Origin of the sequence: Microbacterium ureisolvens, from assembly GCF_019511645.1 — a bacterium.
GTDB classification, from domain to species: Bacteria; Actinomycetota; Actinomycetes; order Actinomycetales; family Microbacteriaceae; genus Microbacterium; species Microbacterium ureisolvens_A.
The window spans coordinates 187,994-212,241 of record NZ_JAEUAX010000002.1 but is presented as its reverse complement, the minus strand read 5'-3'; the positions used below and the strand labels follow the sequence as shown (position 1 = coordinate 212,241).

The 24,248-nt window shown below is 69.8% G+C and carries 22 protein-coding genes; 14 read left to right on the top strand and 8 right to left on the bottom strand.

The features are described from left to right. The first annotated feature begins 179 nt into the window (after window positions 1-179). From JNB61_RS05120 to rocD, 11 genes are all read left to right on the top strand, one after another. Window positions 180-1,535: an ABC transporter substrate-binding protein gene (locus JNB61_RS05120; RefSeq protein ID WP_220288516.1), complete on the top strand. Its 1,356-nt coding sequence runs from the start codon at window positions 180-182 to the stop codon at window positions 1,533-1,535. Between the two features lie 71 nt (window positions 1,536-1,606). Next, window positions 1,607-2,560, top strand: a complete 954-nt coding sequence (locus tag JNB61_RS05115) for a carbohydrate ABC transporter permease (protein ID WP_223214635.1) — start codon at window positions 1,607-1,609, stop codon at window positions 2,558-2,560. Further along, window positions 2,557-3,483 (top strand): carbohydrate ABC transporter permease, encoded by a 927-nt coding sequence (locus JNB61_RS05110; protein WP_220338938.1) that lies wholly within the window; start codon window positions 2,557-2,559, stop codon window positions 3,481-3,483. The genes JNB61_RS05115 and JNB61_RS05110 overlap by 4 nt, the downstream gene beginning before the upstream one ends. Window positions 3,484-3,530: 47 nt before the next feature. Then, the gene (arfA, locus tag JNB61_RS05105; RefSeq protein WP_220338937.1) at window positions 3,531-5,036 is read left to right on the top strand and encodes an arabinosylfuranosidase ArfA; all 1,506 of its coding nucleotides are present in this window, start codon (window positions 3,531-3,533) and stop codon (window positions 5,034-5,036) included. A 46-nt stretch (window positions 5,037-5,082) separates the two neighbouring features. Then, on the top strand, window positions 5,083-6,465 hold the full coding sequence (locus tag JNB61_RS05100) for a glycoside hydrolase family 5 protein (protein WP_220338936.1): 1,383 nt from the start codon (window positions 5,083-5,085) through the stop codon (window positions 6,463-6,465). A 32-nt stretch (window positions 6,466-6,497) separates the two neighbouring features. Beyond that, window positions 6,498-7,493 (top strand): substrate-binding domain-containing protein, encoded by a 996-nt coding sequence (locus tag JNB61_RS05095; protein WP_308291208.1) that lies wholly within the window; start codon window positions 6,498-6,500, stop codon window positions 7,491-7,493. A gap of 144 nt (window positions 7,494-7,637) precedes the next feature. Next, entirely contained in the window at window positions 7,638-8,072 is a 435-nt protein-coding gene (locus JNB61_RS05090) for a hypothetical protein (RefSeq protein ID WP_220338934.1), read from the top strand. After that, window positions 8,072-8,287, top strand: a complete 216-nt coding sequence (locus JNB61_RS05085; protein ID WP_159841410.1) for a helix-turn-helix transcriptional regulator — start codon at window positions 8,072-8,074, stop codon at window positions 8,285-8,287. The genes JNB61_RS05090 and JNB61_RS05085 overlap by 1 nt, the downstream gene beginning before the upstream one ends. Before the next feature lie 4 nt (window positions 8,288-8,291). Then, window positions 8,292-9,338, top strand: coding sequence for an NAD(P)-dependent alcohol dehydrogenase (locus tag JNB61_RS05080; protein WP_220338933.1), 1,047 nt, complete (start codon window positions 8,292-8,294; stop codon window positions 9,336-9,338). A 140-nt stretch (window positions 9,339-9,478) separates the two neighbouring features. Next, window positions 9,479-10,363: a dimethylargininase gene (gene ddaH / locus JNB61_RS05075; protein WP_220338932.1), complete on the top strand. Its 885-nt coding sequence runs from the start codon at window positions 9,479-9,481 to the stop codon at window positions 10,361-10,363. 22 nt (window positions 10,364-10,385) lie between these two features. Further along, window positions 10,386-11,606 carry an ornithine--oxo-acid transaminase gene (gene rocD / locus JNB61_RS05070; protein WP_220338931.1) on the top strand — a complete coding sequence of 407 codons (1,221 nt, stop codon included), beginning with the start codon at window positions 10,386-10,388 and terminating at the stop codon, window positions 11,604-11,606. A 116-nt stretch (window positions 11,607-11,722) separates the two neighbouring features. On the opposite strand, the gene JNB61_RS05065 is transcribed toward rocD, so the two are convergent. Then, a complete protein-coding gene (locus JNB61_RS05065; protein ID WP_220338930.1) occupies window positions 11,723-13,327 on the bottom strand; it encodes a molybdopterin-dependent oxidoreductase in 1,605 nt (534 codons plus the stop codon). An 89-nt stretch (window positions 13,328-13,416) separates the two neighbouring features. Here JNB61_RS05065 and JNB61_RS05060 point away from each other — a divergent pair, with 89 nt between their 5' ends. The 3 genes from JNB61_RS05060 to JNB61_RS05050 are packed head-to-tail and all read left to right on the top strand — an operon-like array spanning window position 13,417 to window position 16,903. Further along, window positions 13,417-15,135, top strand: coding sequence for a circularly permuted type 2 ATP-grasp protein (locus JNB61_RS05060; RefSeq protein ID WP_220338929.1), 1,719 nt, complete (start codon window positions 13,417-13,419; stop codon window positions 15,133-15,135). Continuing rightward, window positions 15,129-16,061, top strand: a complete 933-nt coding sequence (locus tag JNB61_RS05055; protein ID WP_220288527.1) for an alpha-E domain-containing protein — start codon at window positions 15,129-15,131, stop codon at window positions 16,059-16,061. Before JNB61_RS05060 ends, JNB61_RS05055 begins: the two co-directional genes overlap by 7 nt. Next, window positions 16,058-16,903, top strand: a complete 846-nt coding sequence (locus JNB61_RS05050) for a transglutaminase family protein (RefSeq protein WP_159841424.1) — start codon at window positions 16,058-16,060, stop codon at window positions 16,901-16,903. Before JNB61_RS05055 ends, JNB61_RS05050 begins: the two co-directional genes overlap by 4 nt. Window positions 16,904-16,919: 16 nt before the next feature. Here the strand turns inward: JNB61_RS05050 and JNB61_RS05045 are convergent, their stop codons facing one another. From JNB61_RS05045 to JNB61_RS05015, 7 genes are all read right to left on the bottom strand, one after another. Beyond that, complete coding sequence (locus tag JNB61_RS05045) at window positions 16,920-17,066, bottom strand: hypothetical protein (RefSeq protein ID WP_220338928.1); 147 nt, start codon at window positions 17,064-17,066, stop codon at window positions 16,920-16,922. A gap of 99 nt (window positions 17,067-17,165) precedes the next feature. Next, window positions 17,166-18,149 (bottom strand): serine hydrolase domain-containing protein, encoded by a 984-nt coding sequence (locus JNB61_RS05040; RefSeq protein ID WP_220338927.1) that lies wholly within the window; start codon window positions 18,147-18,149, stop codon window positions 17,166-17,168. Between the two features lie 25 nt (window positions 18,150-18,174). Beyond that, window positions 18,175-19,605, bottom strand: coding sequence for a rhamnulokinase (locus JNB61_RS05035; RefSeq protein ID WP_220338926.1), 1,431 nt, complete (start codon window positions 19,603-19,605; stop codon window positions 18,175-18,177). Next, a complete protein-coding gene (locus JNB61_RS05030; RefSeq protein WP_220338925.1) occupies window positions 19,602-21,638 on the bottom strand; it encodes a bifunctional aldolase/short-chain dehydrogenase in 2,037 nt (678 codons plus the stop codon). The genes JNB61_RS05035 and JNB61_RS05030 overlap by 4 nt, the downstream gene beginning before the upstream one ends. A gap of 39 nt (window positions 21,639-21,677) precedes the next feature. Then, a complete protein-coding gene (locus JNB61_RS05025) occupies window positions 21,678-22,544 on the bottom strand; it encodes an alpha/beta hydrolase fold domain-containing protein (RefSeq protein ID WP_220288532.1) in 867 nt (288 codons plus the stop codon). A gap of 103 nt (window positions 22,545-22,647) precedes the next feature. Next, window positions 22,648-23,814, bottom strand: a complete 1,167-nt coding sequence (gene rhaI, locus JNB61_RS05020; protein ID WP_220288533.1) for an L-rhamnose isomerase — start codon at window positions 23,812-23,814, stop codon at window positions 22,648-22,650. Continuing rightward, a complete protein-coding gene (locus tag JNB61_RS05015) occupies window positions 23,811-24,188 on the bottom strand; it encodes an L-rhamnose mutarotase (RefSeq protein ID WP_220288534.1) in 378 nt (125 codons plus the stop codon). Before JNB61_RS05015 ends, rhaI begins: the two co-directional genes overlap by 4 nt. Window positions 24,189-24,248 lie beyond the last annotated feature (60 nt).

Here is a 24,248-nt window from a genome sequence, read left to right as displayed (position 1 = left end):
CGCACTCAAGAAAATTCCTCAACTCCCTTGACACGGCAGGATGCCGATGCGACAGTGTGTACAACGTTGCTCTACAACGTTGTAGACCACGCGGAGGAACGAGTTGCTCCCGAGTGACCCGGAGCACCGCAACGGTCGCGCACCGACGAAGAAGTCCCGCAAAACCGAAAGGAACTCCAGTGAAGACGAAGCCTGTCCTTGCTGCGATCACGATGCTCGCAGTGGCCGGTGCCCTCGCCGCCTGCACCGCCGGCGGTGGTGACGGCGACGGAGGCGGTGGAGACGCATCCAACTGCTCCAACGAGATCAAGAACCCCGACGCACCTGTCGTCACGCTGTGGGCGTGGTACCCCAACTCCGAGGCGGTCGTCGACAACTTCAATGAGGAGAACGACGACGTCCAGGTCTGCTGGACGAACGTGGGCGCCGGTGGCGACGCCTACGACAAGTTCCAGACGGCGATCTCGGGCGGCAGCGGCGCCCCGGACGTCATGATGGTCGAGGCCGACCGCATCGCGGTGTTCCAGGCGCAGGACGCGATCATCGACCTGTCGGACCTCGGCTACGAGGACGTCAAGGACAACTTCGGAGAGGGCGCCTGGAAGGACGTCTCGGTGGGCGACGGCATCTACGGTGCGCCGATCGACGGCGGCCCGATGGGCATGATCTACCGCACCGACATCTTCGAGCAGTACGGCATCACGCCGCCGACGACGTGGGAGGAGTTCGAGGCGACCGCGCAGACGGTCAAGGATGCCGGAGGCCCGGTCTTCGCGAGCTTCGCTGCCAACCAGCCCGCAGCGGTGACGGCGTACATGTATCAGAACGGTGCAGAGCCGTTCGAGTACGACCCCGCCAATGAGGGCGAGATCGGCATCAACCTCAACAGCCCGGAGATCAAGGAAGTCCTCGACTACTGGGCGGGCCTGGTCCAGAAGGACCTGGTGGGCACCGAGGACCAGTTCACCCCTGAGTACATCGCCGGCGTCATCGGCGGCGACTACGCCACGTATCTCTCGGCGGCCTGGGCACCCGGCTATCTCCAGGGTGCGGGCGTCGGCGAGGGTGCGGACGCGGGCGTGTGGGCGGCTGCGCCGTTGCCCCAGTGGGATCCGGCCAACCCGATCGCGATCAACTGGGGCGGCTCGGCGTTCTCGGTCAGCAGCCAGGCGGACGACCCTGAGCTGGCGGCGAAGGTGGCCTTCGGGGTCTACGCAGACCAGGCGTCGCTCGACGAGGGCTGGCAGAACCAGATCATCTTCCCGCTCAACGTGAACGTGCTCGACTCGCCTGAGTTCCAGGACTACGAGGTGCCCTTCTTCAGCGGCCAGCAGGCCAACAAAGAGGTCTACGTCCCGGCGGCAAACGCCTACAAGGGCATGACCTACACGCCGCTCGGGCAGTTCTACTACCAGACCCTCACGGAGCAGATCCAGAACATCAACGACGGATCCGCCACGGGTTCCGAAGCTGCCGACGCCCTCCAGGAGGCTGTCGTGGCCTACGCGGAGGAGCAGGGCTTCACCGTCAAGTGACATGACACGGGGGCCGGTCCGTGCTCGCGCGGACCGGCCCCCTGGTCACTCGCTTCTGACCTGGAGAAATCATGACCGTCTCAACCTCAACACCCGTCACGAAGAAGGAGGCGAGCCCTCTCAACAAGAAGGGGGGTCGTCGCTCCACCGCCGCGCGTCAGAACCTTTTCGGATGGCTCTTCGTCGGCCCGTTCGCGATCGTCTTCCTGGCGATGCTCGTGCTGCCCATCGGCTACGCCCTCTACCTGAGCCTGTTCCAGAAGTCGCTCATCGGCGGCACCAGGTTCGTCCTGTTCGGCAACTACGCCAAGGCCTTCACGGACCCGTCCTTCCTCGACGGCGTCTGGTTCGTCATCCGGTTCTCGCTGGTGCTCATCCCGCTGCAGATGGCGCTGTCGCTCGCCATCGCCCTGATGCTCGACATCATCGTCACCCGGTTCGCCCGGTTCTCACGGCTCATGATCTTCATGCCGTACGCGATCCCGACGGTGATCGGTGCCCTGATGTGGGGGTTCCTGTACAGCGAGAACTTCGGCCCGCTCGCGGATATCTTCGGAATTTTCGGAGCTGAGGCCCCTGATTTCCTGAGCAAGAGCCTGATCTTCTACGGCCTGCTCAACATCGTCACGTGGCAATGGGCCGGCTACTACATGATCATCCTCTACGCGGCGCTGCAGGGGATCGACCCGACCCTGTACGAGGCGGCACGCATCGACGGCGCCTCGCAGTGGCAGATCATCTGGCGGATCAAGATCCCCCTCCTCTCGCCGGCGCTCCTGCTCATTCTGGTCTTCGCCCTCATCGGGACCCTGCAGTTCTTCAACGAGCCGAAGATCCTTCAGGACCTCGCCGCGGGATCCATCCCGAACGATTTCACGCCCAACATCTACGCCTTCCAGCAGGCGTTCTCGCTGGCGAACTACAACTACGGCGCGACGATCTCGTTCGCCCTCGGTGCCGTCGTCTTCGTCTGCGTCTACATCTTCCTGTTCGCAACCCGCAAGCGAGGGAGCTTCTTCGAATGAGTGCCACGCCCGTTGAGATCACCGAGACCCGCGGCAAGCCGCGCAAGCTCGTGGAGCGCCGGTCGGCCCCGCGCGCCGGAGGGCGTGTGTCGCTGAACATCGTGCTGGCGCTGCTGGTCGTCTACTTCCTGGTGCCGTTCTGGTGGCTGATCGTCAACAGCTCCAAGACCGCCGCCGGCCTCTTCGGGGGCGACAGCGCGCTCTGGTTCGCGGACGACATCAACTACGTCGACAACTTCATCGACCTGTTCACCTACGGCGGAGGGATCTACGCGCGATGGCTGGCGAACTCCGCCCTCTATGCCATCGTGGGCGGGATCGGCGCCACGGTGCTCGCTGTCCTGGCGGGGTATGGGTTCGCGAAGTACCGGTTCGCCGGACGGCGTGCCGGTTTCGCGATCCTGCTCGGCGCTGTCATGGTGCCGACCACCGCGCTGGTGATCCCGACCTTCGTCCTTTTCGCGCAGGTGGGCTGGACCAACACGATCTGGGCGGTGATCTTTCCCACTCTGCTCAACCCGTTCGGTGTCTACCTCATGAACGTGTACGCCCGGGATGCCGTGCCCGACGAGCTCCTCGACGCCGCGCGCGTGGATGGCGCGGGGGAGTTCCGGACGTTCCTCCAGGTCGCGCTGCCGATGCTGCGGCCTGCCATCGTGACCGTGCTGCTGCTGTCGGTGGTGGCGTCGTGGAACAACTACTTCCTGCCGCTGGTCATGCTCTCGGACAACCGGCTGTTCCCCGTCACCGTCGGCATCGGCGTGTGGCAGTCGACGGCGTCCACGTACGGCGCCGCAGGCGGGCAGACGCTCTGGAGCATCATCATCCTCGGCTCGCTCGTGTCGGTCATCCCGCTGATCATCGCCTTCCTCGCGTTGCAGAAGTACTGGCGGGGCGGTCTCGCCATCGGAAGCCTGAAGTGATCTGACCCGTCTCGCTCGCCCCGTTCCCCACGCCCTGAAAGAGAAGAATGTTCCGCGCACACCTCACCGTCGACCCGCACTTCGTGGTCGGTCCGATCAATCGACGTCTCTTCGGCTCCTTCGTCGAGCATCTCGGGCGATGCGTCTACGACGGGATCTACGAGCCGTCGCACGCGACGGCCGACGAGGACGGGTTCCGCTACGACGTGATCGAGCTGGTGCGTGAGCTCGGTGTCTCGACCGTCCGCTATCCGGGCGGGAATTTCGTCTCCGGTTATCGCTGGGAGGACGGCATCGGCCCGCGCGACGAGCGACCGAGACGGCTCGACCTCGCCTGGCACTCCACCGAGACCAACGAGATCGGTCTGGACGAGTTCGCGACGTGGCTCGACAAGGTCGACGGCGAACTGATGTACGCCATCAACCTCGGCACCAGGGGAGTGCTCGAGGCACTCGACGTCCTCGAGTACGCGAACCTGCGGTCAGGCACCTTCTGGGCCGACAAGCGCGTCGCGAACGGGCGTCCGCAGCCCCACGACATCCGCATGTGGTGCCTGGGCAACGAGATGGACGGACCGTGGCAGCTCGGCCACAGCACCGCCGAGGAGTACGCCCAGCTCGCCGCGACGACCGCGGCGGCCATGCGGCAGGTCGATCCCGACCTCGAGCTCGTCGTGTGCGGCAGTTCGGGTGCGCAGATGCCCACGTTCGGCGAATGGGAGCGCGTCGTGCTGGAGAAGACGTACGACGACGTCGACTTCATCTCCTGCCACGCCTACTACGAGCCCAAGGGCGGCGACTACGGGAGCTTCCTCGCGTCGGGCGTCAACATGGACCGCTTCATCGACGCCGTGGTCGCGACGGCCGACTCCGTCAAGGCGGTCGTCCGCAGCGACAAGACGATCAACATCTCGTTCGACGAGTGGAACGTCTGGTACCAGTCCCGCTACAACGATGTCGACAAGATCACGGACGTCCAGACGTGGCCCGTCGCGCCCCGTCTGCTCGAGGACTCGTACTCGGTGCTCGACGCCGTCGTCTTCGGCAGCCTGATGATCTCGCTGATCCGTCACGCCGACCGCGTGACCTCGGCGAGCCTCGCACAGCTCGTCAACGTCATCGCGCCCATCATGACCGAGCCCGGCGGCCCGGCGTGGCGGCAGACCACGTTCTACCCGTTCTCGCTCACCTCGAAGCTGGCGCGCAGCACCGCCCTCGAGTTGCGACTGGACTGTCCGACCTACGCGACCGAGGAGTACGGCGAGGTGAGCCTCGTGGACGCCGTCGCTACGCACGACGACGGCGGCACGACGATCTTCGCCGTCAACCGGAGCCTCACCGACGAGGTGACCCTCGAGATCGACACCCGAGCCCTGGCCGGCGTCGGCCGCGCGGAGGCGATCTCGCTCTTCGACGACGACATCCACGCCGCGAACACCCTCGCGCACCAGGACCGCGTGACACCGAAGGCGAACACCTCCGTCGAGATCGGCGAGGCGACCGTCACGATCACGCTGCCGCCGGTGTCGTGGACCGTTCTCACCCTGGCCTGAGCCGCCGAACACCCGCTGCGCTTCGGCGCCCTTCCGAGAGGACCGCATGACACCCCAGGGCCCCCTTCGCGTCGACGGGACGCGCATCGTCGCGGGAGGCGCTCCCGTCACCCTGCGAGGCTTCGGCCTCGGGGGATGGATGAACATGGAGAACTTCATCACCGGCTATGCGGGATCCGAGTCGCAGCAGCGGCGGGCGCTGCGGCGCGTGCTCGGCGACGAGGGGTATGAGCGCTTCTTCGCACGGTTCCTGAGCGAGTTCTTCACCGATGACGATGCCGCGTTCCTGCAGTCGCTCGGCCTGAACTCCCTGCGGATCCCCTTCAACTATCGCCACTTCGAGGACGACGACCAGCCCTTCGTCATCAAGGAGGAGGGCTTCGCCATCCTCGACCGGGTGGTCGACGCGTGCGCGCGCCACGGCATATACACGATTCTCGACCTGCACGCGCTGCCCGGTGCTCAGAATCAGCACTGGCACAGCGACAACCCCACACAGTGGGCATCCTTCTGGTCACAGCGTCAGTTCCAGGATCGCGTGGTGAATCTGTGGGAGGCGATCGCCGAGCACTATCGCGGCAATCCGTGGGTGGCCGGCTACAACCCCGTGAACGAGCCCGCGGACGCGCACGGAACGGCGATCGGACCCTTCTATCGACACCTCGAGTCGGCCATCCGAGCCGTCGATCCTGATCACATCCTGTTCCTCGACGGCAATCGGTACTCGACGCAGTTCGACCAGCTCGGCGACCCCCTCCCCAACTGCGTCTACACGGCGCACGACTACGCCCTGCCGGGGTTCGTCGACGGCGGACCCTACCCGGGAGTGTCGCGGGGTCAGTACGTGGACCGGAACCGTGTCGAGCAGACGTTCCTGGAGCGGACCGCCTACATGCGCGAGACGGGCACGCCGATCTGGGTCGGGGAGTTCGGTCCCGTCTACACCGGGGACCCGGCGAAGGACGACGAGCGCTACCGGCTGCTGCAGGATCAGCTGGAGATCTACGCCCGGCACGACGCGAGCTGGGCGCTGTGGACCTACAAGGACATCGGCCTTCAGGGAGTCGTCACCGTCGACCCGGAGTCGCCGTATCTCCGCCGGCTCGCACCCTTCCTCGAGAAGAAGGCACGTCTGGGTGTCGACTCGTGGGGATCGACGGATGCCGGCGTCCGCGGCATCCTGGACCCGATCGAGCGCCTGTTCGAGGACGAGTTCCCGGATTTCCAGCCGTACCCGTGGGGTGCGCGCCGATGGATCCACGGGCATGTGCGCCACGTCATGCTGGCCGAGGCGATGGTCGACGAGTTCGCGCGCGCGTTCACGGGTGTCGGGCCTGACGAGGCCGAGAGTCTCGCCGACGCCTTCTCGTTCCGCAACTGCCGGGTCCGGGAGGGGCTGGCGACGATCTTGCGACGCGCAGCGCACTGAGCCCGGGCAGTGAGATGGCCGAGACCAGGCGCGTGACCCTCCACGAGATCGCCGCTCAGACCGGCGTCTCGGTGACGACGATCTCGAAGGTGCTCAACGGGGCGGCCGACGTCTCGTCGGCGACGCGCGAGCTCGTCGAGGACCAGCTCCGCACGAGCGGCTACCGGCGCCGGCGCAGCGCGCAGCGCCGGGAGTACATCGAGGTGGTGCTCCCGGCTCTCGGAGGGGATTGGGCGCTCGCCGTCATCGAGGGGGTGCGAGAGAGCGCGGCAAAGGTGGGGATGGCGGTCTCGATCTCGGTGAGCGGCGACCGGTACGCGCCCGGCCCGGAATGGCTGGATGCCGTCATCCGGCGCCGGCCGACCGGGATCATCCTGCTGTTCGCCGACGTCCCCGCCGACGGGCGCGCGGCGCTGAAGGCGCGAGGCATCCCGTTCGTCATCATCGATCCGGCCGGCGACCCCGCCCCGGGGATCCCGTCGGTCGGCTCCGCGAACTGGTCGGGAGGCGTCGCCGCCACGAGGCACCTGCTGGAGCTGGGACATCGGCGCATCGCCGCGATCACCGGCCCGGAGCAGGTGATGTGCTCGCTCGCCCGGCTGGACGGCTACCGCGCCGCCATGAGGTCGGCCGGGGCGCCCGTCGAGCCCGAGTGGATCCGCTTCGGCGACTTCCAGCGCGACGGCGGCGAGCGGCACGGCGCGGCGCTGCTGCGCCTGGCCGACCCTCCGACGGCGATCTTCGCCGGGAACGACCTGCAGGCTCTCGGCGTGCTGCATGCCGCCGCGGCGGCGGGGGTCGCCGTGCCGCGCGACCTCTCGGTCGTCGGTTTCGACGATCTGCCGATCGCGGAACTGGCCAGTCCGCGCCTGACGACGATCCGGCAGCCCCTGCCTGAGATGGCTGAGCAGGCAACCCGCCTGGTGCTCGAGTCGCTCGAGAATCCGACGTCCGATGTGACGCGGGTGGAACTGGCGACGTCGCTCGTCGTCCGGGACTCGACGGCCCCTCCCGCGCAGTCCGTCTGAGAGGCCGGCGCCGGCGGCGCCGGACGCTGCTCGGCCATACGCCGGGTGCAAGGCGATGTCCGGATATGTAAAAGATTCTTGACACCGCCGCGTGGCGCACCTACCTTGGGTGTCAAGAATCTTTTACATGCCGCGGGAGGGGCCATGGCCTACGAAGAGCGCAACGTCTGGGCGAGTCTCATCGTCAGCGTGCTCGGCATGATCGCCTACGTCCTGATCGTGCTGCAGCAGGCCGCCGGCGGCCCGCTCACCGACGTGGACTGGGTGCCGATCATGCTCTGGATCATCGGCGCCGGCATCGTCGGCGCGATCGTCGTCAGCATCGTGTGGGGCATCGTCGCGGGCATGTTCGACCCGGACGGCGTGGGCAGGAGCGACCAGCGCGACCGCGACATCGCGCAGCTGTCGACACGCGTCGGTCAGGCGTTCCTCGTGATCGCCGGCCTGGGCGTGATCATCCTGTGCGCGTTCGAGGCGGACTGGTTCTGGATCGCCAACACCATGTTCTTCGGCTTCGCGCTGTCGTCGATCGTCGGCGGCATCGCGAGCGTCATCGCGTACCGCCGCGGGCTTGTCTGATGGTCAAGCCCACCAAGGTCACCAACTCCATCCGCGCCGTGCGGGAGGCGGCGGGGATCACCCAGGCCGAGCTCGCCCGCCGGATCGGCGTCACGCGGCAGACCCTCATCGCCATCGAGCAGGGCCGGTACTCGCCGACCCTCGAGCTCGCCTTCCAGCTCGCCCGCGCCTTCGGCCTCGGGCTCGACGACCTCTTCGACTACCCGGAGGATTGACGAGATGTCCGAGACGCTCCACGGGCCCGGCGCCCTCCGCACCGATCCGATGCCCGCCTGGACCCAGCATCACTACGGCGGCATCGAGACGGTCGCGCTCGCGAACATCGACGTGCCGGTGCCCCGTCGCGGTCAGGTGCTCCTGCGCCCGCGCGCGACCGCGCTCAACAACGGCGACATCCGCCTCATGCGCGGCGAGCCCCTCCTCGTGCGGCTCGCATTCGGGCTGCACCGCCCGCGCCAGTCGGTACGGGGGATGGATGCTGCCGCCACCGTCGTTGCGCTGGGCGAGGGCGTGACCGGACTCGCGGTCGGCGACGAGGTGATGGGCGAGCTTCCCGGGGGCGGCGGGCTGGCGAGGTATGCGGTGTGCCCGGCGGCGCGTCTCGTGCGCCGCCCACCCGGGCTCGATCCGGCGGTCGCTGCGACCCTGCCGATCGCGGGCGGGACGGCGTGGCAGGCGCTGGAGCTCGGGGGAGTCACGGATGCCGCGGCCACGGGCGGGTCGCCGCAGCGGGTGCTGGTGATCGGCGCGTCCGGCGGGGTGGGCACGTTCGCGGTGCAGCTTGCCGCAGAACGGGGTGCCGAGGTGTGGGCGCTCTGCGGGGAGCGCAACCGCGGGCTGGTCGAGAGTCTGGGTGCCGCGCGCTCCTTCGACTACAACGCGGTTCAGCCCGGCTCACCGGAACTGGGGGAGGGCCGGTTCGACGCCGTCCTCGACATCGCTGGCACGGCGCCGTTGCGGATGCTGCGACGGCTGGCGCGCGTCGGCGGACGCGTGGTCGTGGTCTCGGGCGAGGGCGGGCGCGTCTGGGGTCCGATCGGGCGGCTGGCGGCGGCCTCGGTCCTCTCGATCGGCTCGAAGCGGCCGCTGCGTCCGCTCGCCGCCGTCGCGAAGCCCGACGTGCTCGCAGAGCTGGTCGGGCTCGCTGTCGACGGACGCCTCCGCCCGGTCGTCGAGCGCCGATTCCCGTTCGCCGAGGCGGACGCCGCGCTCGCACGCGTCGCCGACGGCCACGTCGCGGGCAAGGTGGTCGTGCTCGCGGAGTGACCGGGCACGCAGCATCCGTCTCCGCATTTCCGGGCCGTGCGCAGCGTCCGTGAGACAATGGACGAGGCGTGCCCGGTTGCCGGCTTCCCCAGCTCCGCCGGGCCTCTGGACAGCGTCCGCCGCGCCTCTACAGGAGCAAGATGTCCACGCAGAACACCGCGCCCGCCACCGCCCCCGACGCCGGGCTCGCCTCCGGACGGATCCAGCAGATCCGCCGCTACCTGATGTGCCGCCCCGAGCACTTCACGGTGAGCTACACCATCAACCCGTGGATGGAGCCCGCCAACCCCACCGACACCGCGCTCGCGGTGCGCCAGTGGCAGACGCTCCACGACACCTACCTCGCGCTGGGGCACAAGGTGCACCTCATCGACCCGATCGAGGGGCTGCCCGACATGGTCTACACCGCCAACGGCGGCTTCGTCATCGACAACGTCGCGTACGGCGCGAAATTCCGGTTCCAGGAGCGCGTACCTGAGGGGCCGGCGTTCATGGAATGGTTCCGCGCGAACGGCTTCCAGGTCGTCGAGCCGGTCGAGGTCAACGAAGGCGAGGGGGACTTCCTCCTCGTGGGCGACACGATCCTCGCCGGCACCGGCTTCCGCTCGACCGGCGACAGCCACCGCGAGCTGGGCGACGTGTTCGGCAAGGAGGTCGTGAGCCTCAACCTCGTCGACCCGCGCTTCTACCACCTAGACACCGCGATCTCGGTGCTCGACCCGGTCGAGGGGCCCGGCGGCGTCGAGAAGGCGAACATCGCCTACCTCGAGCACGCGTTCGACGAGCGCAGCCAGGCGATCCTCGCGGAGCGCTATCCCGACGCGATCCGCGTGGCCGACGCCGACGGTGCCGTGTTCGGCCTCAACTCGGCCAGCGACGGCCTCAACGTGATCATCTCGCCGCGGGCGACGGGCTTCGAGGCGCAGCTGCGCGAGCGCGGCTACAACCCGGTGCTCGTCGACCTGTCCGAACTGCTGCTCGGCGGCGGCGGCATCAAGTGCTGCACGCTCGAACTGCGACGCTGATCGTGCGAAAGAGGAGCCTGCCATGACCGCCACTTCCCTCGACATCGCGATGAGTCGGATCATCGCCGCCGAAGAGGAGCACGTCGCCCACAACTATCACCCGCTGCCGGTCGTCATCTCGCGCGGCGAGGGAGCATGGGTGACGGATGTCGAGGGCAAGCGCTACCTCGACCTGCTCTCGGCCTACTCGGCCCTCAACTTCGGGCACGGGCATCCCGCGATCCTCGCGGCCGCCCAGGAGCAGCTGAACCGCCTCACCCTCACGAGCCGCGCGTATCACAACGACCGTCTCGGCCTCTTCGCGGCCGCGCTGGCCGAACTGTGCGGCAAGGACCTCGTGCTGCCGATGAACACCGGCGCCGAGGCCGTCGAAACCGGCATCAAGGTCGCGCGTGCGTGGGGCTACCGCGTCAAGGGAGTGGCTCCGGACGCCGCGAAGATCGTCGTCGCCCACGGCAACTTCCACGGCCGCACGACCACGATCGTCGGCTTCAGCGATGACCCGCAGGCGCGCGCCGACTTCGGTCCGTTCACGCCCGGCTTCATCTCGGTGCCCTTCGGCGATGCCGCCGTCATCGACGCCGCGATCACCGCCGACACCGTCGCCGTGCTCATCGAGCCGATCCAGGGCGAGGCGGGCGTCGTCCTCCCGCCCGAGGGGTACCTGAAGAAGGTGCGCGAGATCTGCACCCGCCGCGGCGTGCTGTTCATCGCCGACGAGATCCAGTCCGGTCTCGGCCGCGTGGGCGCGACGTTCGCGTGCGATCGCGAGGGCGTCGTGCCCGACGTCTACCTCCTCGGCAAGGCGCTGGGCGGCGGCGTCGTTCCGCTGTCGGCGGTGGTCGCCGACCGCGACGTGCTCGGCGTGATCCGTCCGGGCGAGCACGGTTCGACGTTCGGCGGCAACCCGCTCGCCGCGGCCGTGGGCCTGCGCGTCGTCGAGATGCTCCAGACCGGCGAATTCCAGGAGCGCGCGAAGCTCCTCGGCGAGCACCTGGAGGCGAAGCTGCAGGAGCTCGTCGGCCACGGCGCGACCGCCGTGCGTGTCGCGGGCCTCTGGGCCGGCGTCGACATCGACCCTGCGGCCGGGACCGGCCGCCAGATCGCGGAACGCCTCATCGCGCGCGGCGTGCTCGTGAAAGACACGCACGGCCAGACCATCCGCATCGCGCCGCCGCTGGTCGTGCGCGCGACAGAGCTGGACTGGGCGGTCGAGCAGCTGCGCTTCGTGCTCGCGGACTGACGCTCGCGCCTGCGGCGCGCGTCGATCATGTCCTCTCGCCGGGACGACACGATCGACACTTGCGGTTCGTATCCGCTCGGCGAGAGCGCATGATCCGCGCGGGCGCCGTCTGGCCCTCAGGCCACCTCGACGTTGAGCTGCTGCCAGCCCGTGGCGCCGTCGGGCGCCGGCCACGCGTCGGTCTCGATCTGCAGCTCGCCCTTCGTGTTCGTGGCGCGGCAGCGGATCGCGTGGGAGCCGGCCTCCGCCTTCCAGGGGATCGACCACTGCACCCAGGTGTCGTCCGAGATCGCGGGCGCGAGCGACGCCTCGCGCCAGGGGCCGTCGTCGATCTGCACCTCGACCTTCGCGATGCCCACGTGCTGGTGCCAGGCGACGCCGGCGATCGTGGTGTCGCCGGGAGCGAAGCCGTGACCGCGGCGCGGGAGATCGATGCGCGACTGCAGCTTGATCGGGCCCTTCGCCGACCATCCGCGCGTCGTCCAGTAGGCGTCCGCCCGATCGAACCGTGTGACCTCGAGCTCGGTGACCCACTTGGTCGCCGAGACGTAGCCGTAGAGCCCCGGCACGACCATGCGCACCGGGAAGCCGTGCTCGGGCGGCAGCGGCTCGTCGTTCATGCCGATGGCGAGGATCGCGTCGCGGGTGTCCTCCTGCAGCACCTCGAGCGGGGTGCTCGCGGTGAACCCGTCGATCGAGCGTGACAGGACCATGTCGGCCTCCGCGGTGGGCCGTGCCCGTTCGAGGAGCAGCCGGATCGGATAGCCGAGCCACTTGGCGTTGCCGATGAGATCGCCGCCGACCGGATTGGACACGCACGCGAGCGTCGTCCAGCTCTCCTCGAGGGGGAGGGCGAGCAGCTCGTCCCACCCGATCTCGACCTCCCGTTCGACCAGGCCGTGGATGCGCAGGCTCCAGTCGGCCGGGTCGATCTGCGGCACCACGAGCGCCGTGTCGATCCGGTAGAAGCTCGCGTTCGGGGTGACGACGTGCGTCATCCCGACGAGGTCGAGCTGGGCCCCGGCGGGCACTGGCGGGGCCGCGACGGCGGGCGCGGGCAGCCGCAGCGCGCGGCGCACGGCGTCGATGCTGCGCGACCCCGCCTGCAGCGCCGTTCCCGCGATCGCGGCGAGCACGCCGGCCGCGGCGGACGCACCGGCCCACACGAGGAAGCGGCGGCGGGAGGGGTGTTCGTCGCCGGGGGCGTGGTCGACGCCGTCCCCCGCCGCAGAAGCGGGGGACGGGGCATCGGTCGTCCGTCTCGCGAGCCCGGCGAGCAGCCGGAGCGCCGTCGCGGCGACGAGGCCGGCGGCCAGCGAGGGCAGCCACGCGAGTCCGCTCGCCCCGGCACGGGTCATCGCGAGCACCGCGACGACCGCGCCCAGTGCCGCGAACACGGCGGCGCCGGACCAGGGCCGGCGCAGCTCCAGGACGCCGACACCGGCCGCCGCGGCCAGGAGGACGATCGCGATCCCGACGAGCAGGGCGAGCTTGTCGGCTGTGCCGAACAGCGAGATCGCCGCATCCTTCGCCCATGACGGCGCCCGGTCGATGAGCACTCCGCCGACGACGGAGAACGGGCTCGACGACGGCGCGACCATCGCGGCGACGAGCTCGCCGACCCCGGCGCCGAGCACCGCGGATGCCACGCCCGCCGCCGCGCCGGAGAGGGCCGAGGCCTTCGCGGCGACAGGCGGCGCGACACTCGCCTCACGAGTCATAGCGGGAGCATACGTCGGATCCGTGCTGCGCGGACCAGGGGAACCGCTCGGAAACACGAGCGCAACGAAGGCCGCATTAGGCTCTTGGCATGGGTGATCTGTTCGACGGCTACGGCTCCACGCTGGCGCCGCGCAAGACGCCCTCGGGGGTTCCCGCGTTCGACGAGATGTTCGGGGGGCCGGCCCACCCGGGTGCCCCGGCCGAATCGCGCGAGGCCTATCGAGAGCTCTACCAGGCGCTCGCGCAGATGACTCAGGAAGAGCTGCGCGGTCGCACCGACTCGCTCGCGAGCTCGTACCTCGCGCAGGGCGTGACGTTCGACTTCGCGGGCGAGGAACGGCCGTTCCCCCTGGACGCGGTGCCTCGCGTGATCACGTACGACGAGTGGTCGCGCATCGAGGCCGGCGTCAAGCAGCGCGTGCGGGCGCTCGAGGCGTTCCTCGACGACGCGTACGGGCACCAGTTCTGCGTGCGCGACGAGGTGCTCCCCGCCGGGCTCATCGCGAGCTCCCAGTACTTCTACCGACAGGCCGCGGGCATCCACTCCGCCAACGGCGTGCGCATCCAGGTGTCGGGCATCGACCTGATCCGCGACGAGCACGGCGAGATGCGCGTGCTCGAAGACAACGTCCGCGTGCCGTCGGGCGTCAGCTACGTCATCTCGAACCGCCGGGTGATGGCGCAGACCCTGCCCGAGCTGTTCGTGTCGATGCGGGTGCGCCCGGTCGGCGACTACCCGAACAAGCTCCTCGCGGCGCTGCGCGCCTCCGCTCCCGCGGGCATCGAAGACCCCAACGTCGTCGTGCTGACGCCGGGCGTCTACAACTCGGCGTACTTCGAGCACACGCTCCTCGCCCGCCTCATGGGGGTCGAGCTCGTCGAGGGCCGTGACCTCCTGTGCATCGGCGGCAAGGTCTTCATGCGCACGACCCGGGGGCCCAAGCGCGTCGACGTGATCTACCGCCGGGTCGACGACGACTTCCTCGACCCGCTGCAGTTCCGTGCCGACTCCATGCTCGGTGCTCCCGGCCTCATGCTCGCGGCGCGCCTCGGCAACGTGACCATCGCGAACGCCGTCGGCAACGGCGTCGCCGACGACAAGCTGCTCTACACGTACGTGCCCGACCTCATCCGCTACTACCTCGCCGAGGAGCCCATCCTCAAGAACGTCGACACCTGGCGCCTCGAAGACCCGGACGCACTCGAGGAGGTGCTCGACCGCCTCGACGAGCTCGTCGTGAAGCCGGTCGACGGGTCGGGCGGCAAGGGGCTGGTCGTCGGACCGGATGCCTCGCCCGCCGAGCTCGAGAAGCTCCGGCAGCGCCTGCTCGCCGACCCGCGCGGGTGGATCGCGCAGCCCGTGGTCATGCTGTCGACCATCCCCACGCTCGTTGAGGACGGCATGCGTCCGCGTCACGCCGACCTCCGCCCCTTCGCGGTCAACGACGGCGAGGATGTGTGGGTGCTCCCCGGCGGCCTCACCCGCGTCGCCCTGCCAGAAGGACAGCTCGTCGTGAACTCGAGCCAGGGCGGCGGCTCCAAGGACACGTGGATCGTCGGCGGCGCCGCACCGGGCCACGTCGAATACGGCCAGGGTCAGAGCGTGGCGGGTCTCGTCGCCGACCAGGCCGCCACGGTGACGGCGGCGATCCCGATCATCTACGACGCCCAGACCGAGCCCACGCACTCCCCGCAGGACCGCCCGCGCTCGCGCGTCGAGCAGCAGGAGCAGCAGCAGCAGGCGTCCGAGGTCGCCCCGGCGGCGGCATCCACGTCTCGCGGTCAGGCCGGAGGTGCGTCGTGCTGAGCCGTATCGCAGAGAGCCTGTTCTGGATCGGGCGCTATATCGAGCGCAGCGACGGCACGGCCCGCATCCTGGACGTGCACCTGCAGCTCCTCCTCGAAGACCCGTGGATCGACGAGGACACCGCGTGCCGGTCTCTGCTCAGCGTCATGGGCTCGCTGCCGCCGGCGGGGGTCGACCAGGTGCGGCGCGAAGACGTGCTCTCGCGGCTCGCCGTCGACCGCATGAACCCCTCGAGCATCGCGTACGCCCTCACCGCCGCGCGGGAGAACGCCCGGCGGGCTCGCGAGATCGTCTCGACGGAGCTGTGGGAGACCCTCAACACGACGAGCGCACGGATGCCGCGGCGCCTGCAGAACGACCGCGTGCACGAGTTCTTCCAGTGGGTGCGCGAGCGCGCCGCGCTCGCCGTCGGCATCGTGGACTCGTCGACGAGCCGCGACGAGGCCTGGCAGTTCTTCACGCTGGGCCGGAGCATCGAGCGCACCGACATGACCGCGCGCCTGCTGGCGACGCGGTCGTTGACCGAGGCATCCGGTCCGTCGTGGACGACCATCCTGCGCTCGTGCGGCGCCTACGAGGCGTACCTGCGCACGTACCGCGGTATGCCGAGTGCGCGAAACGCGGCCGAGTTCCTGCTGCTCGACCGCCTGTTCCCACGCTCGATCATCTACTCGATCCAGCGCGCCGAGGAGTGCATGAGCGCCATCGACCCCCGTGCGGACCGCGTGGGCCACTCCAACACGGTGCTGCGGGCCCTCGGCCAGATCCGCAACGACCTCGAGTACCGGCCGATCTCCGAGATCCTCAGCGAGCTGCCGACGCACATGGACCGCGTCCAGAAGGTCACGCGCGAGGCATCCGAAGCCATCCGCGGCCGGTTCTTCCCGACGCAGGCCGAGCCCAGCTGGATCGGAGAGATCTCGTGAAAAGACTCCGGATCGAGCACCAGACCGGCTTCAGCTATCAGGGCGACGTGACGGCGTCGTACAACGAGGCGCGCATGCTGCCGGGTTCCACCGACAGCCAGTTCGTGCTCAACTCGTCGCTCGACATCGAGCCCTCGACGTCCGTCAACCAGTACGTCGACTACTTCGGCACGCGTGTCGCCGCGTTCGACGTGCTGTCACCGCACTCGTCGCTCACGATCACCGCCCGCTCGCTGGTCGAGGTGCGCCCGCGGCCGCTCGAGCACATCGACGTCACCTGGGACGGTCTCGCCCGCGAGGCGAGCCGCTCGCTCGAGACCGTCGAGCAGATGTCGCAGACGCGGCGCACGCTGCCCCACGAGGAGGTCGTCGAGCTCGCCCGGTCGATCGCCGCACAGCACGACCACCCCGGCCGGGCGGCGCACGCGATCGCCGTCGCCGTCGGCGACGCCGTCGAGTACATGCACGGCATCACCGGCGTGCACTCGACCGCCGCCGAGGCGTGGGAGGCGCGAAAGGGCGTCTGCCAGGACATGGCCCACATCGCCCTCGGCGCACTGCGCGAGGTCGGGATCCCGGCGCGCTACGTGTCGGGCTACCTGCACCCGCGGCCCTCCGCCGAGGTCGGCGTCGCGGTGACGGGCGAGTCCCACGCGTGGATCGAGTGGTTCGCCGGCGAGTGGCAGGGCTTCGACCCCACGAACAACATCGAGATCGGCGACCGCCACGTGCTCGTCGGCCGTGGCCGGGACTACGGCGACGTCCCGCCGCTGCGCGGCGTGTACGCCGGCCCGTTCAAGAGCAACCTGCACGTCAAGGTCACCATCACCCGCGAGGCGTAGCCCGCGCGCTCCCGGCTCAGGCCGGAGGGTTGTCGGGGTCGAGCGTCTCGAGCGTGTCTTCCTCGACCGGGTTGTCGGCCTCGAGCTGCTCCTGGGTGTTCTCGTCGCCGCCGACCGGGTCGTCCTGGTTCAGGGGCTGGTCCTCTGCGTTGCGCTCGTCCATGCGCCCCACGGTAGGCCGGAGGGCGCACGGAGCGACAGGGGTTGACTCCCGCGGAGGAAGAGGGGAGACGGATGCCCGCGGCATCGGCCCCTCGTGAATTCAGAGCGCGGTGATCACCGCGTTGTCGAGCTCGTCGATGTTCACGGGCCGATCGACCCGGTTGGTCAGCAGCACCCAGGCGACGCCCGCGGTGGGATGGATCCACAGCTCGGTGCCGGCCCAGCCACCGTGCCCGTAGGCGTCGCGGTCGATCAGGCTGGGTGCGCGTGTGCGCAGGTTCCAGGTGAAGCCCCAGTCCTGCCCGACCGCTGCGGGATACGGATCGAGCCGCGGGATGTCGCCCGTCAGCGGGCGCAGCATCATCTCCAGCGTGCGCGGGTGCACGACGCCGCCGGTCTCGCCGCGGCCGATCCGCAAGAGCGCCGAGGCGAGCGCGAGCAGATCGCCTGCACGCCCGATCAGCCCGGCGCCTGGGTGCCGGAGCGCCGCGAACGCCTCGATGTCGAGGCCGTGGGCCGCAGCATCCGTCACCTCATGTGGGTCGGATGCGTCGTCGAGTGTCAGCCCGTCGGCGCCGAGCGCGGACGCCCATTCGGCGAGGTCCGCGTCCCATGTCCTTCCGGTGGCGTGCTCGATGAGGGCGGCGATGCCCTCGAACGCGATCGTCGAGTACCGCGACATCGTTCCGGCGACGAAGTCCCTGCCGCCGTTGACCAGCCTGTCGCGAAGACCCGGCGCGTCCATCGCCGGTTCGGCGATGCCCGAGGTGTGACTTGCGAGGTGCCGCAGCCGCACGAGGTCGTCGCGGTGCCGGCCGAAGTCAGGCACTGCGGCCGCGAGCGGCGTGCCGGGAACGAGCAGCCCGCGCTCGATCGCCCGCGCCGCGACGAGTCCGACGAGGGGCTTCGTGATCGAGAACAGCCGGTAGTGGTCGTCGACCTTGGCGGCACGGCCTCCGGTCGCTCCGAACGCGTCGAGTGCGACGACCCCCTCGGCTGTCGCGATGCCCAGTACGGCGGTCGGCAGGCGGTCGGCCTCGACCGCACGACGGGCCCAGTCGAACGCGGCGGCGTATTCGGTCATGCGGAGTCCTCTCGAGCGCGAGGTTCTATCCTGCCCGGGGTTCGAAGCGTTCGGGCGGGAACACCGCCGCGACCGCCATCCGGAGGGTCTCGAGCGAGGCATCACGTCCGAACCAGCCGTGCGCCCGCGCCTGCACGAGCACGTTGCCGAGCGCGGTCGCCTCGACCGGACCCGCGAGCACCGGCAACCCCGAGCGGTCCGCCGTCGCCTGACACAGCAGCCGGTTGAGCGCGCCGCCGCCGACGATGTGGATCACGTCGATCGCGCGCCCGGTGAGCGCGCCGGCGGTCGCGACCGCGTCGGCGAACGCCTGCGCGATGCTCTCCACGATCGTGCGCGCGAGCGCCTCACGTGTGGCGGGGACGCGAGCGCCCGCTTCGGCGAGCACCGCTGCGATGCGCGCGGGCATGTCGCCCGGGGCCGACAGGCGCGCGTCGTTCGCGTCGAACAGTGGGATGTCGCCGGAGACCGAGGCCGCAGCATCCAGCAATCCCGGCAGATCGATCACGGCGCCATCCTCGGCCTCCCACGTCCGCACGGCCTCGCTCAAGAGCCACAGCCCGGTCACGTTGTGGAGGAAGCGCACGCGCCCGTCGACGCCGCCCTCGTTCGTGAAGTTCGCCGCGCGCGCCGCGTCGCTCACGACGGGCTCGTCGAGCTCGACCCCGACCAGTCCCCACGTGCCGCACGAGATGTACGCCGCGTCGGGGGTGCTGAGCGGCACCGCGACGACGGCCGAGGCGGTGTCGTGCGAGCCGACCGCGATCACGGCGAGGGGTGCGCCGATGCGCTCGCGAGCCTCGCCGTGCAGCGTGCCCAGCACCGTGCCCGGATCGATCAGGGGAGGCAGGACGGATGCCGCGATCCCGAGCCGGGCCGCGAGCTCGAGGTCCCACTCGCCGGTGCGGACATCGACGAGTCCCGTGGTCGAGGCGTTCGTGCGCTCGGCGACCCGCGCTCCGGTGAGGAGGAACGCGACGAGGTCCGGGATGAGAAGCGAGACCTCGGCGTCGGCGAGACGCTGCTCGACCGCGTACTGGTACAGCGTGTTGAACGGCAGGAACTGCAGGCCGTTGCGCCGATACAGCTCCTCGAAGGGCGCCTCGGCGTGTACCGTCTCGACGCCGCGCGCGGTGCGCTCGTCGCGGTAGTGGAACGGCTCGTCGAGCAGTTCGCCGCCGTGCACCAGACCGTAGTCGACGGCCCACGAGTCGATGCCGATGCTCGCGATGCCCGGTTCGCGGCGCAGCGCCTCGGTGAGGCCGTCCACGATGTGCCGGTACAGCGCCGTGAAGTCCCAGTGCAGCTCGCCGTCGGCGCCGGGTACGGGACCGTTCGGGAATCGCGCCACCTGCTCGAGGCGCAGCATCCTGTCGTCGACATAGCCGAGCATGACGCGCCCGCTGGTCGCACCGAGATCGACCGCCGCGACGACGCCGCCCGAGCGGGATGTCATCGCAGGAACGCGGCGGCGACGCCGGAGTCGACGGGGATGTGCAGGCCCGTGGTGCGCGAGAGCTCGGGGCCGGTGAGGACGTACACCGCGTCGGCGACGTTCTCGGGCACGACCTCGCGCTTGAGGATCGTGCGGTTCGCGTAGAACTGGCCGAGGTCCTCTTCCTTGACGCCGTACGTCGCGGCGCGGTTCGCGCCCCAGCCGGCGGCGAAGATTCCCGAGCCGCGCACGACGCCGTCGGGGTTGATGCCGTTCACGCGCACGCCGTGCTCGCCGAGCTCGACCGCGAGCAGGCGCACCTGGTGGGCCTGGTCGGCCTTGGTCGCCGAGTACGCGATGTTGTTCGGGCCGGCGAAGACCGAGTTCTTCGACGAGATGTAGATCACGTCGCCGCCCAGCTTCTGCTCGATGAGGATCTTCGCGGCGGCCTTCGACACCAGGAACGAGCCCTTGGCCATGACGTCGTGCTGCAGGTCCCAGTCCTTCTCGGTGGTCTCCAGCAGCGGCTTCGAGAGCGACAGACCGGCGTTGTTGACGACGAGGTCGACGCCGCCGAACGCGAGCACCGCGGCGTCGAACGCGGCCTGGATCGCGTCGGCGTCGGCGACGTTGGCAGCGACGCCGATGGCGACATCCGTGTTCCCGAGCTCCGCCGCGGCGGCCTGCGCCTTCTCGAGGTCGAGATCGGCGACGACGACGCACGCCCCCTCGGCGGCCAGGCGGGTCGCGATGGCCTTGCCGATGCCGGATGCCGCGCCCGTGACGAGCGCGATGCGGCCCTGGTGGGTCTTCGGCTTCGGCATGCGCTGCAGCTTGGCCTCTTCGAGCGCCCAGTACTCGATGCGGAACTTCTCGGCGTCGGAGATGGGCGTGTACGTCGAGAGGGCCTCGGCGCCGCGCATCACGTTGATGGCGTTCACGTAGAACTCGCCGGCCACGCGCGCGGTCTGCTTGTTCGCGCCGTACGAGAACATGCCCACGCCGGGGATGAGGACGATGAGCGGGTCCGCGCCGCGGATCGCGGGGGAGTCCGCGGTGGCGTGCGCGTCGTAGTAGGCCTGGTAGTCGGCGCGGTACTCCTCGTGCAGCTCCTTCAGGCGCGCGACGGAGTCCTCGATCGAGGCGCCGGCCGGAAGGTCGAGGATGAGCGGCTTGACCTTGGTGCGCAGGAAGTGGTCGGGGCAGCTGGTGCCGAGCGCAGCCAGTTCGGGGGCGCGCTCGGACGCGAGGAAGTCGGTGACGACCGCGGCGTCGGTGAAGTGGCCCACCATCGGCTTGTCGGTCGACGCGAGACCGCGGATCGTCGCGGCGAGCGCGGCGGCCTTGGCGCGGCGCTCGCTGTCGGGCAGCGCCTCGAAGCCGGCGCGGACGCCGCCGAACGGGTCGGCCTTGCCGTGGGCGTCGATGTACGCCTGGGCGGTCTCGATGATCCAGAGCGAGTTCTTCTCGGCCTCATCCGACGTGTCGCCCCAGGCCGTGATGCCGTGGCCGCCGAGGATCGTGCCCAACGCCCGCGGGTTCTTCTCCTTGATCGCCGCGATGTCGAGGCCCAGCTGGAAGCCGGGGCGCCGCCACGGCACCCACACGACCTTGTCGCCGAAGATCTTCGCGGTCAGCTCCTCGCCGTCGGCCGCGGTCGCGATCGCGATGCCCGCGTCGGGGTGGAGGTGGTCGACGTGCGCGGCGTCGACCAGGCCATGCATCGCCGTGTCGATCGACGGCGCGGCGCCGCCCTTGCCGTGCAGGCAGTAGTCGAACGCGGCGACCATCTCGTCCTCGCGGTCGACGCCGGGGTAGACGTTCGCGAGGGCGCGCATGCGATCCAGGCGCAGCACCGCGAGGCCCGACTCCTTCAGAGTGCCCAGGTCGCCGCCGGATCCCTTGACCCACAGCAGCTCGACGGGCTCGCCGGTGACCGGGTCGGTCTCCGTGCCCTTGGCCGAGGTGTTGCCGCCGGCGTAATTGGTGTTCTTCGGGTCGGCGCCGAGGCGGTTGGACCGCTCGATCAGGTCGGTGACGGCCTGGTTGGTCATGATCGGGTTCCTTTGCGTGGGGTCTGAGCGGTGCCGCGATCAGGCGGCGGGCGGGTCGATCCGGGTCGGGGTCTGCAGGGCGGCGAGGCGGCTCGCGAACCGGTCGATGGTGACGGATGCCGCCGGCTCGTGCGGCCGGTTGAGGTGGCCGTGGTCGGTGCCGGGCTCGGTCACCACGTCGACCGGGCGTCCGGCGTCCCTCAGCGAGGCGGCGAAGGCCTCGCCCGAGACGCGGAGCTCGTCGACGTCGCCGTTCACCATGAGCGTCGGCGGGAACTGCGCCAGGTCTTCTCGACGGGCGAGGCCGGGGACCGCGCCGAGAGGCGCGCCGTCGACGGGGCCGCCGAGATAGTTCTCGTACATGCCCCGGACCGCGTCCGGGCCGAAGCGGTCGGCGTCGGGCTGGGCGTCGAGCGCCGCGCGCAGCGCGGCGTCCGGCGCGGGCTGCACGGCGAGGAGGGTCGGGTAGGCGAGGAGGACGAGTGCCGGCAGTGTCTCCGCGCGGCGCTCGAGAAGACGCAGCGTCGCGCCGGCGGCGAGGTTGCCACCGGCGCTCGTGCCGCCGATCGCCAGGCGCCTGCGGTCCACGCGGAGACGGGCGGCGTTCTCGAGCACCCACGACCACGCCGTGAGCAGGTCGTCGGACGCCGCGGGGTAATGGTGTCCGGCTCGCGGCGGGGTCGCGGCATCCGCCCACTCCTCCGGTACGGGGGCGAGGCGGTAGTCCACCGAGACCACGGTCGTGCCGCGGGACGCGAGCTGCGCGGCGACCCAGTCGGACTCCGGCATGTCGAGGTCGCCGAACGCGAAGCCGCCGCCGTGCGCCCAGAGGAGTCCGGTTCCGTTCGGCTCGCGCGCGGGGTACACACGCACGAGTCCCTCGGCGGCGGGGTAGGGCTCGCTCATCTGCATCCTTCGAGATCAGGGCCGCGGCGAACATGCCGGACCGGTTGCTGCACCGGGGGCGCGGGGATCGGCATCCCACGCCCCCGGTGGGTCTGTGTGCGGCTTATGCGCCCCAGCCGGCCTGCGTGCCGCCGAGGCGGTCCGCAGCGATCTGCTGCGGGTAGCCGGATGCCGCGTACGCGGCCATCGGGTCGGCTGCGAGTCCGCGCGACTCGCGCCACTCGGCGAGCGCGGGCCGCACGTCGGTGTAGAACGCGTCCATGAAGACGGCGTTCGCGGCGAGCACGTCGTTCTGCTGCTGCGCCGCGGCGAGGGCCTCACGGTCGACCAGGAGCGCGCGGGCCGTCATCTCCTGGACGTTGAGCACGGAGCGGATCTGACCCGGGATCTTGTCTTCGATGTTGTGGCACTGGTCCAGCATGAACGCCACGTCGGGGTTGTTGAGTCCCCCGCCGCGCACGACCTCGAAGATGATGCGGAACAGCTGGAACGGGTCGGCGGCGCCCACGATGAGGTCGTCGTCGGCGTAGAAGCGCGAGTTGAAGTCGAACGAGCCGAGCTTGCCGAGGCGCAGCAGCTGCATCACGATGAACTCGATGTTCGTGCCGGGCGCGTGGTGGCCGGTGTCGAGGCACACCATGGCCTTGTCGCCGAGACTCGCGACCTGAGCGTAGGACGTGCCCCAGTCCGGAACATCGGTGTGGTAGAACGCCGGCTCGAAGAACTTGTACTCGAGCACGAGGCGCTGCTCGTCGCTGAGGCGGTCGTAGATCTTCTGGAGCGAGTCCTGCAGGCGGTCCTGGCGGGCGCGCATGTCGCCCTGACCCGGGTAGTTCGAGCCCTCGGCGAGCCAGATCTTGAGGTCGCGCGAGCCGGTGGCATCCATGATCTCGATGCACTCGAAGTGGTGGTCGATCGCCTTCTGGCGGATGCGGTCGTCGTGATGCGTGAGCGCGCCGAACTTGTAGTCCTCGTCCTGGAACGTGTTCGAGTTGATGGTGCCGAGCCTCACACCGAGGTCCTCCGCGTGGCGGCGCAGGTCGGAGTAATCGTCGACCTTGTCCCACGGGATGTGAAGTGCCACGCTCGGCGCCAGCCGCGTATAGGCGTTCACCTGAGCGGCATCCGCGATCTTCTCGTACGGGTCGCGCGGGGTGCCGGGCGTCGTGAACACCCGGAAGCGGGTTCCGGAGTTTCCGAACGCCCAGCTGGGCAGCTCGATGCCCTGGCCTTCGAGCGCGGTGAGGATGTCGGGTGACAGGGTCGTCATGATGCGTTGCCTTCTCGGGTGGTGTCGGTCGCCGCGCTCCCGGCGGCGGCGAGTTGGTCGGCGAGGTTGAAGACTTCCGTGAGCGGCGTGGCCGCCTGATCGGGGCGACCTTCGAGGCCGACGAAGAATCGGCCCATCTCGGCCTCCCAGCGCGCGGCGACCTCGGAGTTCGCGAGGTAGGCCTGCGCGGCCTGGTCGTCGTCGGTCTCGTAGTAGCCGATGAGGCGTCCGCCGTCGCCCAGGAAGAGCGAGTAGTTGCGGCGCCCGGAGGCGGCGATCTCGGCGAGCATCTCCGGCCACACCGGCGTGTGGCGGGCGATGTACTCGTCCAGCAGTTCGGGCCGCACCATCAGCTGGAAGCAGACTCTCGTCATCGAAACGTCCTCAGTGTCTATGAATCGTTTCAAAGCGTAGCGTGTCTGTATCGTTTCATG

Bases quoted from the DNA above. Each gene is read 5' to 3' on its own strand.
- JNB61_RS05025 (WP_220288532.1), bottom strand. From the start codon at position 22,544: ATGAGCGAGCCCTACCCCGCCGCCGAGGGACTCGTGCGTGTGTACCCC.
- JNB61_RS05110 (WP_220338938.1), top strand. From the start codon at position 2,557: ATGAGTGCCACGCCCGTTGAGATCACCGAGACCCGCGGCAAGCCGCGC.
- arfA (WP_220338937.1), top strand. From the start codon at position 3,531: ATGTTCCGCGCACACCTCACCGTCGACCCGCACTTCGTGGTCGGTCCG.
- JNB61_RS05115 (WP_223214635.1), top strand. From the start codon at position 1,607: ATGACCGTCTCAACCTCAACACCCGTCACGAAGAAGGAGGCGAGCCCT.
- rocD (WP_220338931.1), top strand. From the start codon at position 10,386: ATGACCGCCACTTCCCTCGACATCGCGATGAGTCGGATCATCGCCGCC.
- JNB61_RS05090 (WP_220338934.1), top strand. From the start codon at position 7,638: ATGGCCTACGAAGAGCGCAACGTCTGGGCGAGTCTCATCGTCAGCGTG.
- JNB61_RS05100 (WP_220338936.1), top strand. From the start codon at position 5,083: ATGACACCCCAGGGCCCCCTTCGCGTCGACGGGACGCGCATCGTCGCG.
- rhaI (WP_220288533.1), bottom strand. From the start codon at position 23,814: ATGACGACCCTGTCACCCGACATCCTCACCGCGCTCGAAGGCCAGGGC.
- JNB61_RS05060 (WP_220338929.1), top strand. From the start codon at position 13,417: ATGGGTGATCTGTTCGACGGCTACGGCTCCACGCTGGCGCCGCGCAAG.
- JNB61_RS05085 (WP_159841410.1), top strand. From the start codon at position 8,072: ATGGTCAAGCCCACCAAGGTCACCAACTCCATCCGCGCCGTGCGGGAG.
- JNB61_RS05065 (WP_220338930.1), bottom strand. From the start codon at position 13,327: ATGACTCGTGAGGCGAGTGTCGCGCCGCCTGTCGCCGCGAAGGCCTCG.
- JNB61_RS05045 (WP_220338928.1), bottom strand. From the start codon at position 17,066: ATGGACGAGCGCAACGCAGAGGACCAGCCCCTGAACCAGGACGACCCG.
- ddaH (WP_220338932.1), top strand. From the start codon at position 9,479: ATGTCCACGCAGAACACCGCGCCCGCCACCGCCCCCGACGCCGGGCTC.
- JNB61_RS05030 (WP_220338925.1), bottom strand. From the start codon at position 21,638: ATGACCAACCAGGCCGTCACCGACCTGATCGAGCGGTCCAACCGCCTC.
- JNB61_RS05080 (WP_220338933.1), top strand. From the start codon at position 8,292: ATGTCCGAGACGCTCCACGGGCCCGGCGCCCTCCGCACCGATCCGATG.
- JNB61_RS05040 (WP_220338927.1), bottom strand. From the start codon at position 18,149: ATGACCGAATACGCCGCCGCGTTCGACTGGGCCCGTCGTGCGGTCGAG.
- JNB61_RS05015 (WP_220288534.1), bottom strand. From the start codon at position 24,188: ATGACGAGAGTCTGCTTCCAGCTGATGGTGCGGCCCGAACTGCTGGAC.
- JNB61_RS05035 (WP_220338926.1), bottom strand. From the start codon at position 19,605: ATGACATCCCGCTCGGGCGGCGTCGTCGCGGCGGTCGATCTCGGTGCG.